This is a genomic window from Streptomyces sp. Tek67B01, from assembly GCF_055231995.1.
Genome location: NZ_JBUYUY010000001.1, coordinates 2832641 through 2844835 on the forward strand (window position 1 = coordinate 2832641; position 12195 = coordinate 2844835).

General features: G+C 73.3%; 11 protein-coding genes and 1 pseudogene. 8 read left to right on the forward strand and 4 right to left on the reverse strand.

The genetic code is table 11. From position 1 onward, the window contains the following. The first annotated feature begins 180 nt into the window (after positions 1-180). Positions 181-864 carry a PAQR family membrane homeostasis protein TrhA gene (gene trhA, locus ACV7NM_RS12530; RefSeq protein ID WP_463410377.1) on the forward strand — a complete coding sequence of 228 codons (684 nt, stop codon included), beginning with the start codon at positions 181-183 and terminating at the stop codon, positions 862-864. 51 nt (positions 865-915) lie between these two features. Here trhA and ACV7NM_RS12535 read toward each other — a convergent pair whose 3' ends face one another. Continuing rightward, positions 916-2973: a thioredoxin domain-containing protein gene (locus tag ACV7NM_RS12535; protein WP_463410378.1), complete on the reverse strand. Its 2058-nt coding sequence runs from the start codon at positions 2971-2973 to the stop codon at positions 916-918. A gap of 253 nt (positions 2974-3226) precedes the next feature. Here ACV7NM_RS12535 and ACV7NM_RS12540 point away from each other — a divergent pair. Next, positions 3227-3352 (forward strand): annotated as a pseudogene (locus tag ACV7NM_RS12540) (DNA-binding protein); the annotation flags it as partial. A gap of 214 nt (positions 3353-3566) precedes the next feature. Continuing rightward, complete coding sequence (locus tag ACV7NM_RS12545) at positions 3567-6803, forward strand: tetratricopeptide repeat protein (RefSeq protein ID WP_463410379.1); 3237 nt, start codon at positions 3567-3569, stop codon at positions 6801-6803. A gap of 153 nt (positions 6804-6956) precedes the next feature. Here ACV7NM_RS12545 and ACV7NM_RS12550 read toward each other — a convergent pair whose 3' ends face one another. Together ACV7NM_RS12550 and mca are read right to left on the reverse strand one after the other, a co-directional pair. Then, the gene (locus tag ACV7NM_RS12550) at positions 6957-7184 is read right to left on the reverse strand and encodes a hypothetical protein (protein ID WP_463410380.1); all 228 of its coding nucleotides are present in this window, start codon (positions 7182-7184) and stop codon (positions 6957-6959) included. Next, on the reverse strand, positions 7181-8068 hold the full coding sequence (mca, locus tag ACV7NM_RS12555) for a mycothiol conjugate amidase Mca (protein WP_463410381.1): 888 nt from the start codon (positions 8066-8068) through the stop codon (positions 7181-7183). Before mca ends, ACV7NM_RS12550 begins: the two co-directional genes overlap by 4 nt. A 133-nt stretch (positions 8069-8201) precedes the next feature. On the opposite strand from mca, the gene ACV7NM_RS12560 reads away from it, so the two are divergent. Continuing rightward, positions 8202-8612: a DUF4307 domain-containing protein gene (locus ACV7NM_RS12560; protein ID WP_463410382.1), complete on the forward strand. Its 411-nt coding sequence runs from the start codon at positions 8202-8204 to the stop codon at positions 8610-8612. 147 nt (positions 8613-8759) lie between these two features. Then, entirely contained in the window at positions 8760-9257 is a 498-nt protein-coding gene (gene greA, locus ACV7NM_RS12565) for a transcription elongation factor GreA (RefSeq protein ID WP_361310152.1), read from the forward strand. Positions 9258-9381: 124 nt separating this feature from the next. Here greA and ilvA read toward each other — a convergent pair whose 3' ends face one another. Then, positions 9382-10614 carry a threonine ammonia-lyase gene (gene ilvA / locus ACV7NM_RS12570; protein ID WP_463410383.1) on the reverse strand — a complete coding sequence of 411 codons (1233 nt, stop codon included), beginning with the start codon at positions 10612-10614 and terminating at the stop codon, positions 9382-9384. A 214-nt stretch (positions 10615-10828) separates the two neighbouring features. Here ilvA and ACV7NM_RS12575 point away from each other — a divergent pair, with 214 nt between their 5' ends. The 3 genes from ACV7NM_RS12575 (at position 10829) to ACV7NM_RS12585 (ending at position 12129) form a co-directional block, all read left to right on the forward strand. Further along, positions 10829-11347 carry a MarR family winged helix-turn-helix transcriptional regulator gene (locus ACV7NM_RS12575; RefSeq protein WP_463410384.1) on the forward strand — a complete coding sequence of 173 codons (519 nt, stop codon included), beginning with the start codon at positions 10829-10831 and terminating at the stop codon, positions 11345-11347. A gap of 81 nt (positions 11348-11428) precedes the next feature. Then, positions 11429-11878 carry a sigma factor-like helix-turn-helix DNA-binding protein gene (locus ACV7NM_RS12580; RefSeq protein ID WP_463410385.1) on the forward strand — a complete coding sequence of 150 codons (450 nt, stop codon included), beginning with the start codon at positions 11429-11431 and terminating at the stop codon, positions 11876-11878. After that, positions 11875-12129, forward strand: coding sequence for a hypothetical protein (locus ACV7NM_RS12585; RefSeq protein ID WP_463410386.1), 255 nt, complete (start codon positions 11875-11877; stop codon positions 12127-12129). The genes ACV7NM_RS12580 and ACV7NM_RS12585 overlap by 4 nt, the downstream gene beginning before the upstream one ends. Positions 12130-12195: the final 66 nt, after the last annotated feature.

Sequence of the window (12195 nt, forward strand, 5' to 3'; positions counted from 1 at the left end):
TGGGGGCTGCGACCCGGACGCTTCGCGCTCCGCTCATCCGGTGCCGACCGCACTCATCTGATCATCCGGTGCGTATGCGCATATGTCCAGAGGGCTTCTCACGTGAGCATCGCCACTCGTGTCAATCTTCCGTAAAGCACACTAAGGGAAACCTACGGACCCGTAGGTAGCATGTGCGGTATGACTTCTGACGCCGCCGTCGTGGCCGAAATGGCCCCCGAGGGCCCCGCGGAGCTCAAGCCGCTCATGCGCGGTTGGCTGCACACCGGGATGTTCCCCGCCGTGGTGGTCGCCGGCCTCGTTCTGATGGCCTTCACCGACACGACCAGGGCCCGAGTGGCCTGTGGGGTCTATGTGCTGACGGCCTGCCTGCTCTTCGGAGTGAGCGCCGTCTACCACCGCGGCACCTGGGGGCCGCGGGGCGAGGCCGTGCTGAGGCGGCTCGATCACGCCAACATTTTCCTGATCATCGCGGGGACGTATACCCCGCTGACGGTGCTCCTCCTCCCCGACTCCTCCGGACGGACGCTCCTGTGGGCGGTGTGGATCGCCGCGGCGGCCGGGATCGCCTTCCGCGTCTTCTGGGTCGGCGCACCGCGCTGGCTCTACACGCCCTGCTACATAGCGATGGGTTGGGCGGCCGTCTTCTTCCTGCCCGACTTCCTGCGGACCGGCGGCATCGCCGTCCTGGTCCTCGTGATCGCCGGCGGCCTGCTCTACAGCGCGGGGGGCGTCATCTACGGGATGAAGCGCCCCAACCCCTCCCCGCGCTTCTTCGGGTTCCACGAGGTCTTCCACTCGCTGACCCTCGCGGCGTTCGTCGCCCACTACATCGGCATCTCCATCGCCGCGTACCGGCACTAGGACCGTCCCCGGCCGCCCGCGGCGAGCGTCGCGGGCGGCCGGCCGGGCCCGTCAGGACGCGACGACCGAACCCAACTGCTCCGCGAGTTCGGCCGGCTGCGTCGTGGGCCGCGAACAGACGAAGTGCCGGCAGACGTACGCGGTCGGCCGGTCCTCCACGAGGGCGCGGTCGGCCAGGAGCGGGAACTCGCCGCCGCTGCCGTCCGCCCGCCGCGGCGGACCCACCGCCACGACCGCCCCCGGGGCCGTCCCCAGCAGCGCCGTCCGGTGCAGGGCCGCCGTCGCCGGGTCGTCCGGATGACCGACGACGGCCACCTCCCGCGGCCCGTCCAGCAGCGCCTCCGCGACCGCCAGCCCGTGCCCGATGAACCGCGGCACGCGCGGACCGAGGGCGTGCACCACTCCCAGCGCCCGCTCGGCCGCCGTGCGGTGCGCCTCGGAGCCGGTGTGCGCGGCGTACGACAGGAGCGCACCTGCGGCGGCGGTCCAGCCGGAGGGCGCCGCGGTGTCCGTGGGGTCCTGCGGGCGGCGGATCAACCGCTCGGCGTCGTGCGCGGTGTCGTACAGGGAGCCGTCCTCGGCGGTGAACCGGTCCAGCACCAGGTCGAGGAGGAACCCGGCGAACTCCAGCCAGACCCCCTCACCGGTGACGGCGCCGAGCGCCAGGAAGCCCTCGGCGACGTCGCCGTAGTCCTCCAGGACACCCGCGTTGGCGCCCACCCGGCCGTCCTTGCTGGTCCTCGCCAGTCGGGCCTTGCCGTCCATGTGCACCCGGACCAGGAGGTCGGCGGCCTCGGTGGCCCGCTCGACCAGGTCGGGCCGATCGAAGTACGCCCCGCATTCGGCGAGCGCCGCGATGGCCAGCCCGTTCCAGGCGGCGACCACCTTGTCGTCCCGGCCGGGCGCGGGGCGGCGCGACCGCGCGGCGAGCAGCCGCTCCCTGATCCCGGCCGCCTTCCGCGCGTCGAGGGCGGGCCCGTCCTGCGGCAGCCTCAACACGGAGGTGCCGTGCTCGAAGTTCCCCTCGTCGGTCACCCCGAAGTACACGGCGGCCGGCGTGCCGTCGTCCTCGCCGAGCACCTCGGTCAGCTCCGCGGGGGTCCAGGCGTAGTACGCGCCCTCCACGTGCTTGCCGGTGGCCGGGTCCTCGCTGTCCGCGTCCAGCGCGGAGGCGAAGCCGCCCTCGCGGGTGCGCAGCTCGCGGACCATGAAGTCGGCGGTCTCCAGCGCGACGCGCCGCGCGAGGTCCGAGCCGGTGGCGCGCCACAGGTGCGCGTAGACCCGGCAGAGCAGCGCGTTGTCGTAGAGCATCTTCTCGAAGTGCGGCACCACCCAGTCCCGGTCCACGGAGTACCGGGCGAAGCCGCCGCCCAACTGGTCGTAGATCCCGCCGCGGGCCATGGCCTCGCAGGTGTCGGCCGCCATCTGGAGGGCGCCCTCGGAGCCGGTGCGGGCGTGGTGGCGCAGCAGGAACTCCAGCACCATGGACGGCGGGAACTTCGGGGCGCCGCCGAACCCGCCGCGCGCGGCGTCGTAGTCGCGCGTCAGGGCGAGCAGCGCCTGCGCGAGCTCCTCGGGGCCCGGGGTGCCGGCCTTGCCGTAGTCGAGCTTGCGTCCGGCGAGGTCCTGTACGACGCGCTGCGCGACGTCGGCCACCTCCTCGCGACGCTCGGCCCAGGCGGTGTGGACGCCTTCGAGGATCTGCCGGAAGGAGGGGATGCCGTGGCGCGGCTCGGGCGGGTAATAGGTCCCGAAGTAGAACGGCTCGGCGTCGGGGGTCATGAACACCGTCATGGGCCAGCCCCCTTGCCCGGTGGCGGCCTGGACGGCCTCCATGTAGACGGCGTCGACGTCGGGCCGCTCCTCGCGGTCGACCTTGATGTTGACGAAGTTCTCGTTCATCTGGGCGGCGGTCGACTCGTCCTCGAACGATTCGTGGGCCATGACGTGGCACCAGTGACAGCTCGCGTAGCCGACGCTCAGCAGCACCGGCACGCCGCGTTCCCGCGCCTCCTCGAAGGCCTCCGACGACCAGGGCCACCAGTGGACGGGGTTGTCTGCGTGCTGGAGCAGGTACGGCGAGGTCTCGTTCGCGAGGCGGTTCGACATGGGGCCCATCCTGCCGCAAGCGGCGCCGCCCGCCCGGTGACGGGGCCCTCGGACCCGCCGATTCGGGGACCGCGCACCGTAGCGGGGTTCCGAACAGGTCGTCCCACAACTCCCGGCGCCACGGGAGGAACTCTGTGCCGACCGAGCCTTTCCGGCGTTGGAACGGCAGCCGCCACAGCCTGGGGACGTGGTGCCTTTGACGGGACGTTCTGCGGCAGGGACTGCCGGACACACACGGAAACCCCCGGTGTAATTCGCGATCGACGCTCTCGTCGCCGCTCTCGCGCTCCGCGCTCCGACGCCCGTCGTGGTTTTGACCTCCGACCGCGACGACTGGTCGAGGCTCTGCGGAAGTCGCGTGATCATCAAGGAGGCATGAAAGCCCCGAACCACCCGGTTCGTGCGGCGACCGGCACCAGTGGCAGCACGCGTACGTGGACGGGGTTCCCGGCCGGTGAGGGCCGCCGTGGATATATGCGCGCGTTGGCGGTCGCAGGCGCCAACTCCCTCTGAACTAGCTCAGATCGCTCGCCCTCGCCGGTGTCCGGCAGGACACTTGGGGCTCGTTGCCGGAGCTCTCTGAGGGGACGCCGATGCGGGACAGCCATCGCGGTGAGGCCGAGCGACTGTTGGAGCGGGCCGTGGAGGAGGAGGCGCGGCGGGCCACGGTGGGGGCGCCGGTCGACAAGGCGGCGCTGCTCGCGCGGGGCCGGGAGGCACTGGACCGGATCGCCGAGGCCGCCGCCGAGGAGTACGAGGCGTACGTACGGGCGCTGGACGAGGCAGCGGCCGGGGAGGAGTCCCTGGCCGAGGCGTTCCGGCGCGCGAACACCTCCACCGCCCTGCTGGTGACCGGTGTCGCCGCGGCGGCCGCCGCCGGCGCCGACCTGGCCTTCGGCGTGACGGCGGGTACCGCCCTCAGCGCGGGCCTGGTCGCGGGCGTCGCCGGGGCCGCGGCGACGGTGGCCAAGGTGACGGCCCTGCACCTGCCGGCCGCGAACCGGCGAGCCGGTGTCTCGGGCCGGCCGGGCGGCGCCGAGCAGTTGCGGCTCCACTGGCTCTCGGTGTTGGAGGTGCGCGGGATACGGCCCTTCCTGGAACAGCAGCGGCTGGTGGCGGCGGTGCGCACCGGCTCGCGCGGCCCGGTCGGGGCGGCCGGCGGTGTCGTCGGCCTCGCCAAGCAGCCCGCGGGCGGGAGCGGTCCCGCGCTGCGCGGCACGGACCGCAGCGCGCAGGCCCGTCGACGGGGCGCTCTGGAGCAGTCCTTCGGGCAGCTCCCGCAGGCGGAACCGGTGTTCGCGGGGCGGCGGGAGGAGCTGGCACGGATCGTGCGGTGGGTCCTGGCGGCGCGGGCCGGTACCGAGACTCGGCCCGTGGTCGTGGTGCTGCACGGCGAGCCGGGTTCGGGCCGCACGGCTCTGGCGCTACGGGCGGCGGTCGCGCTGCGGGACCAGTTCCGGGCCGCGTGCGTAGTGGACCTGCGGGGCGGGGCGGCGGAGGCGGGCCAGGCCCCGCTGCCCACCCGCGAGGCGCTGTTGCACCTGCTGAACCGGCTCGGCGCCCCGCGCGAGCAGTTGCTGTTCCGTGAGGGCGCGTCGGCGGAGCAGCAGGTGCGGCGCCTGGGTGAGCTGTACCACCAGCACCTCCGGGGGCAGCCGGTGACGGTGGTCCTGGACGACGCGGTGGACCCGGCGCAGGTCCGTGCGCTGGTGCCGGAGCGTTCGGAGAGCCTGGTGCTGGTGACGGCGTCCGGCCCGCTGGAGTTGCCGCAGGACCTCGCGGCGTGGGTGCACCAGTTGCCCGTCACGCGCCTGGCCCGGCCGGAGGCCGCCGAGCTGGTCCGGGCTTCGGTCGAGGCCGCGGGCGAAGCCCCGTACGACGAGGGGACGGAAGGGGCCCTGCTGGAACTCGGCGCCGGGCTGCCGCTCGCGTTGCGGGTGCTGGCCCCGCTGGGCCGGGTGCCGGGGCCGGCCGGCGGTGGACTCGAAGCGGCGCTGGCCCTGGCCTACGTACGCCTGCCCGAGGAGCGGCGGCGGCTGCTGCGGCGGCTCACCCTGGCGGGGCGCGCCTCGCTCGGCCCGTCGGCGGCGGCCTCGCTGATCGACGCCGACCCGGTGGAGGCGGGGCGGATGCTGCGCGAGCTGGCGGACGCGGGGCTGCTCGACCACGTGCGCGGGGAGCGGTACCGGATGCACGACGCGGTGCGCGCGTACGCGGCGGCGCGGCTCGCGGCCGACGAGGACCGGGCCCTGGCGGCGGCCGCGCACGAGCGGCTGATCCGCAACTACGCGCAGCTCGCCGACTCGGTGATCCGGATGGTCGACGGGAAGATGTCGACGCGCGCCCACCACTTCGGCGGCCACGGCTTCGCCTCCCTCGACGCGGCGCTGCGCTGGTTGGACGACGAGTCGAGCTTCATCACGGCGGCGCTGCGGCACTCGGAGGACGTGGACCAGCAGGCGGTCTTGGACCTGCTGGGCGCGCTCTGCGACTTCTGCCTGTTGCGCGGGGACCTCTACCGGCTGGGGGAGATCAACGAGTTGGCGCGGGCCGTGGAGGGCGGCGGGGCCGGTCCGGGCGGCCGGCTGGCGCGCTCGGTGCAGTGGCGTACGGGTATCGCGGCGCGCCAGCTCGGTGACCTGGACAAGGCGCGCACCACCTTGACGTCGGTGGTCGACCAGTACATGCAGGCCGAGCAGGAGGCGGGCGCGGCCATGGCCCTGGTCTCCCTCGGCATCACGCTGCACCACCAGGGCAATCTCCCGGAGGCGGCGGCCCGGCTGCGCGAGGCGCTGACCCTCCAGGAGGGGGACGACCTGGCGGGCGACCGCGCGTGGGGTCTGCACGCGCTCGCGGCGGTGGAGCGCGACCGGGGGCTCCTCGCGGAGGCGCTGTCCCTGCTGGAGCGCTCGCTCGCGCTGCACCGGGAGAGCGAGAGCGTGCACGGCGAGGCGTGGGCGCACCTCCAGCTCGGGCAGGTCCACCTGCGCCTGGACGCGGTGGAGCGGGCGGAGGCGGAGCTGCGCCTGGCCTTGGAGCTGTACGGGCGCACCCGCGACGACCGCGGCGAGGCGTGGGCGCTGACCCAGCTGGGGCGGGCCCGGGTCGTCGCCGGGGACGCGCAGCCGGCGCTGGAGCGGCTGCGCGACGCGCTGGCCCGCCACCGGCTCGCGGAGGACGCGCGGGGCGAGGCGTGGACGCTGTACTACCTCGGGCAGGCGCTGGAGGAGGGCGGCGAGCGGGACGCGGCGGTGCGGGAGCTGGAGCGGTCCCGGGCGATGTTCTCTCGGATGCGGGACGTGTACGGGCTGGCGCACGCCCGTCACCACTCGGGCCGGGTGACCCGCGACCAGCGGGCGGCGCAGACGGGGAACCTGCGCAACTCCGGCTTCGCCCGACAACTGCTGGTGGACGCGCGCGCCGACTTCCGGCGGATCGGGCTGGCGCACGGGGAGGGGTGGACGTGCCTGGAGCTGGCGGTGATCGACGCGGGCAACGGCCGGCTGTCGCAGGCGGTGGTCCTGTGCGAGGAGGCGGCGCGGCTGTTCGTCTCGTACGGGGACCTGCGCGGCGAGGACTGGGCCCGTTTCCTGCGCTGCACGCTGCTGCCGTACGCGGTACCGGCCGACCCTCGGCAGGCCGAGGCGGAGCTGGCCCGGCTGTCGGCGGCCCCGCATCCGCTGCGGGACGGCCGGCTGGCGGACTGTCTGGACTCCTACGCGGTGATCCTGGGCCGCGGCGTGGACCCGGCGGAGGGCTGGCAGGCCTGGCGTCTGGGCCTGGTGCCGAACCTCCGCTCGCGGGAGATCATGGGTGTCCGCGTGCCGTGACGACGCCGTGCCGCGCCGTGACCGCGCGTCGGCGTGACCTCCCGTCGCCGTGACCGGGCGTCGCCTCGCGTCGGCGTGACCGCAGCGCGCCGTGACCGTGCCGCGCCGTGACCGCGTTCGGGTACGGTCACGGCACCTGCCGGTGCGGGGCCGCTACGGCTTGCGGGTGTCCGGGTCGGTGGCGGAGGCGACCGGCTCGGGCGCCTCCTGGAAGTCGACCCGGCCCATGTGCCGGCTCATGGACTTCATCAGGCCCCACACCCCGAGGGCGAGAGCGGCGAACACGATGAACCCCAGGAGCCCGGGGGTCACCTTGTTCTTGTCGAAGGTGTCGGCGGCCAGCGGAAGGAGCTGGGTGACTGCTGCCTGCGTAGCGCTCATAGCCACGCATTCTCCCGGATGCCCGCGAAGAGGTCGGACTCGGGGAGGGTGGTGTCCACGAACGACTTCGCCAGCTCGTACTCCTCGGTGGGCCAGACCTCCTTCTGGATCTCCATCGGGACGTGGAACCAGCCGCCGTCGGGGTCGATCTGCGTGGCGTGCGCGATGAGTGCCTTGTCACGGATCTCGAAGAAGTCGGCGCACGGGACGTGCGTGGTCAGCGTCCGCTCCTTGCGCTCGAACTCCTTCCAGCGCTCCAGCCACTCCCCGTACGGGGACTCCAGGCCGCGGGAGAGCAGCGCCTCGTGCAGGGCGATGGTGCGCGGCTTGTTGAAGCCCTGGTTGTAGTAGAGCTTCTGCGGCTGGTAGGCGGGGCCGAACTCGGCCTCCGGATACTTCTCGGTGTCGGCCGCGCCGTCGAAGGCGACCATCGTGACCTTGTGGGTCATGATGTGGTCGGGGTGCGGGTACCCGCCGTTCTCGTCGTACGTGGTGATCACCTGCGGCCGGAAGGCGCGGATCTTCCTCACCAGACGACCGGCGGCCTCGTCGACGTCGGCGAGGGCGAAGCAGCCCTCGGGCAGCGGCGGCAGCGGGTCGCCCTCGGGCAGCCCGGAGTCGACGTAGCCGAGCCACTCCTGCTCGATGCCGAGGATCTCGCGCGCCTCGTCCATCTCTTTCGCGCGTACTTCGTGGATGTGCTCCTCGATGTACTTGTCACCCTGGAGCTTGGGGTTCAGGATCGAGCCGCGCTCGCCCCCGGTGCAGGTCACGACCAGCACGGGCACCCCCTCGGAAACGTACTTGGCCATGGTGGCCGCGCCCTTGCTCGACTCGTCGTCGGGGTGGGCATGGACGGCCATCAGTCGAAGCTGCTCGGTCAAGACAGGATCCTCTGTGATTCGTCAGGGCGAAGGCTTCTATAGTGACCGAATCGGGGGACGGAAAATTCCTGGGGTGGGATACGGCGGCGATGCCGCTCCCCGGCCCGCTGGGCCCTCTCGAAAGGATCGGTCGATGAGCACGGTGCGCGAGGGACTGCCCGAAGGCCGGTACGGCCGTACGGCGGACGACCGGGCGGACCGGAAGCTCAAGATCGTCGGCTCGGTGCTCGGGGTGGCGCTGCTGGGTGTCGTCGGCTGGATCGGCTGGGACTACGTGGCCGGCCAGAGCGTCAGCGCCGAGGTGATCAAGTTCCAGATCGTCTCCGCGAACGAGGTCAAGGTCCACTTGGAGGTCCGCAAGGACGCCTCCGTCACCGGCGTGTGCACGCTCAGCTCCCAGGACAAGGACCACGGCGAGGTGGGACGGGCCGACTTCACCTTCGCGCAGCGCGACACGCGCGTGGACGAGGTCGTCTCGCTCAAGACCACGGGACGCGCGACGATGGTGGAGCTGGTGGGCTGCCAGGCGGCTGCCGCACGCTGATCCGGCCGGTGCGCGGGGGGCTCCGTGACTGGCGATGACACACTTCATACGGAAGGTGTCCTCCCCCTTTTCTTCCCGAATTGTTAGGCTCGTGGTTTCGTCCGCCGCTGGCGGCTTTGTAGTCCCCTGTACCGACGAGGAGCACCCGTGACCCAGACGAGCGAGAGCGTCACCTGGCTGACCCAGGCGGCGTACGACCAGCTGAAGGCGGAGCTGGACTACCTCTCTGGTCCTGCCCGCACGGAGATCGCGGCGAAGATCGCGGCCGCGCGCGAAGAGGGCGACCTCCGGGAGAACGGCGGCTACCACGCGGCCAAGGAGGAGCAGGGCAAGCAGGAGCTGCGCGTGCGCCAGCTGACGCAGCTGCTGGAGAACGCCAAGGTCGGCACGGCACCCGCCTCCGACGGCGTGGTGGCCCCCGGCACCCTCGTCAAGATCGCCTTCGACGGCGACGAGGACGACACCATGGAGTTCCTGCTGGCCTCGCGCGAGTACGCGTCCTCGGACTTCGAGACGTACTCCCCGCAGTCCCCGCTGGGCATGGGCGTGATGGGCAAGACGATCGGCGAGAACGCCGAGTACGAGCTGCCCAACGGCAAGAAGGCGGCCGTCAAGATCCTCGACGTCAAGCCGTTCACCGGCTGATCACCCCCCTTCATCGGGGACACGCGCGCACGCCCGGCCGGACCATCCGGCCGGGCGTCCGTGTACTCGCGCGAGCCGACGGACGCGGGGGCCGGGCGCCGTGTCGGGCCTAGCCGCCTCGGGCCTAGCCGATGACCGTGTAGCCCGCGCCGTGCAGCGATCGTGCGACCTCCGTGCAGTGTTCCGGCCCCTTGGTCTCCAGGTGCAGCTCGACCTCCACTTCCGTGAGGCCGAGCCGCGGGTCGGTCCGTACGTGGCTCACGTCCAGCACGTTCGCGTCGACCACCGACAGCACCCCCAGCAGCCCGGCCAGCGCCCCCGGTCGGTCCGTGACGCGCAGCCGCAGGGAAAGGTAGCGGCCCGCCGCCGCCATGCCGTGGCGCAGGATGCGCTGGAGCAGCAGCGGATCGATGTTGCCGCCGGACAGCACCGCGACGACCGGGCCGCCGCCGTACAGTTCGGGTTCGCTCAGCAGCGCGGCCACCGGGCTGCAGCCCGCCGGCTCGACCACCAGCTTCGCCCGTTCCAGGCACAGCAGGAGGGCGCTGGAGAGCGCGTCCTCCGACACCGTACGGACCTCGTCGATCAGCTCGCCGATGATCCGGAAGGGGACGTCGCCGGGACGTCCGACCCTGATGCCGTCCGCCATCGTGACCGGGCGCTCGATCGACACCGGGTGCCCGGCCTTGAGCGACGCCGGGTAGGCGGCGGCGCCCGCCGCCTGGACCCCGACGACCCGTACGTCCGGGCGCAGCGCCTTCACCGCGACCGCGATCCCGGCGGCGAGCCCGCCACCGCCTACACCGACCAGGATGGTCCGCACCTCCGGGCACTGTTCCAGGATCTCCAGGCCGACCGTGCCCTGACCGGCGATGATGTCGCGGTGGTCGAAGGGGTGGATGAACACCGCCCCGGTACGGTCCGCGTACTCCTGCGCGGCGGCGAGGGTCTCGTCGACGACCTGGCCGTGCAACAGCACCTCGGCGCCGTACTCCCGGGTCGCGGCCACCTTGGGCAGGGGCGCCCCGACGGGCATGAAGACCGTCGAGCGGACCCCGAGCAGCGAGGAGGCCAGGGCCACGCCCTGCGCGTGGTTGCCCGCGCTGGCCGCGACGACGCCCGCCGCCCGCTGCTCGGGGCGCAGTCCGGCGATGCGCACGTACGCCCCGCGCAGCTTGAAGGAACCCGTCCGCTGGAGGTTCTCGCACTTGAAGTGGACCGGGGAGCCGGTCAGCGCGGAAAGGTGCCGGCTGCCCTCCATGGGGGTCACCCGCGAGACGCCCGACAGCATCTTCTGGGCGCCCCGCACGTCGTCGAGGATGACCTGCGGTACGGGCTGGGGGACGCGGTAGTTCATGCGGCCAGTCTCGCAGCCGGGGCGCCTGACGGCTGCCCGCGAGGAGCGGCCCGGGGACCGGCCCCGTGAGGGCGAAATCTCGCCATGCGGGACGGGGCCGGCGCGGTGGTCGGCGGTGCCCGTATCAGTTCTCGTACAGGGCGTACGAGCCGCCGTGTGGCCGCGTACTCTGTCCCCCATCCTTGTCGGACCCACGCGAAGAGAGCTCACGGCCATGCCCTCCATCCCGGCCAGTTCCGACCTGCCCACGGCGGCCGAAACGCCCGCCGAAGCCGGTCTCCTCGACGCGCTCCAGCACCAGGTGGCGGTCTTCGCCCGCCGCGCGGAGCAGACCCGTCTCGGTGGGGTGGGCCAGGCCCGCAACTCGATGGACCGGGCCGCCTACCTGCTGCTGAACCGGCTGGACCTGGAAGGACCGATGGGCGTCAAGGCGCTCGCGGGCGGCATGGGCATCGACTCCTCCACCGTCACCCGGCAGGTCGCCCCGCTCGTCGACAGCGGCCTGGTCAAGCGCACCTCCCACCCCGAGGACGGCCGGGCCGTGGTGCTCGCGCTGTCCCCGCGCGGGCTGGCGCGGCTGGAGGAGGTGCGGTCCTCGCGGCGCGAGTTGATGGCCCGGGTGACGCGGGACTGGACCGAGGAGGAGCGCGAGGCGTTCACCTCGCTGCTGACCCGGTTCAACGTGTCGCTGTCGGAGCTGATGGCCTCCGTGGAAGCCGGTCCGGCGTCCTGAACCCGCCGGGCCGGGAGCGCGCGCATCCGGCCCGTCCCACCCCTTGACCGGGGTGGTCCCCCCGGCCGCACTATGTGGGCCATGGCGGCTGTGGACCACCGGGCGGGGCCCTTCGCGGAGTTCGAGGCGTTCGTCGCGGGCGCGGCGGGCCGACTGCTGCACGTCGCGGTCCTGCTGACGGGCGAGCCGGAGGACGACCCGCCCACCGCCCGCCGGCTCCTCGCGGGCGCGCTGGCCCGGACGTACGCGCACTGGCGCAGGCTGCGCGCGGACGACCCGTACGAGTTCACGCGCCGTCAGCTGAGCGCCGCGTACGCCCGCACCGCCTGGCGGCACCCCGGCGGCAGTGGCGTCCTCGCCCGGCTGAGCCCGCAGGAGCGGCTCGTACTGGTGCTGAGGGTCTACGAGGGTCTCGCGGAGGAGGTCACGGCCGCGCAGCTGGGGCTGCCGCCCGAGCGGGTGGAGGCACTGCGGGCCGGGGCCCTCGCCAAGCTGCGCGCCGCGCCGGCCGACGGGGGACACGCGGCGTGAGCGGGTTCCGGGACCCCAAGGAGGACCAGGTCAGGCGGTTGCTGGAGGGCCCGCACCCGCCGGTGCCGACCGGGTTGGCGGCGGTCGCCGCGGCGCGCGGCGCCCGACTGCGGCGGCGCTACCGGGCGCTGCGACGGTTCGGCTGGGCGGTGCTCCTCGCGGCGGCGGCGGCCTTCACGGTGTGGGCGGCCCTGACCCGCCCGTGGGTGACGCCGCCGAGCGGTGTCTCCCCGCCCCTGGAGGGCTGGTGACCACCGCCCGGCGCCGCGCGTCCGCCGCGCTGGCCCGGCGTTCCCCGGCGTGACCGCGCGTTCGCC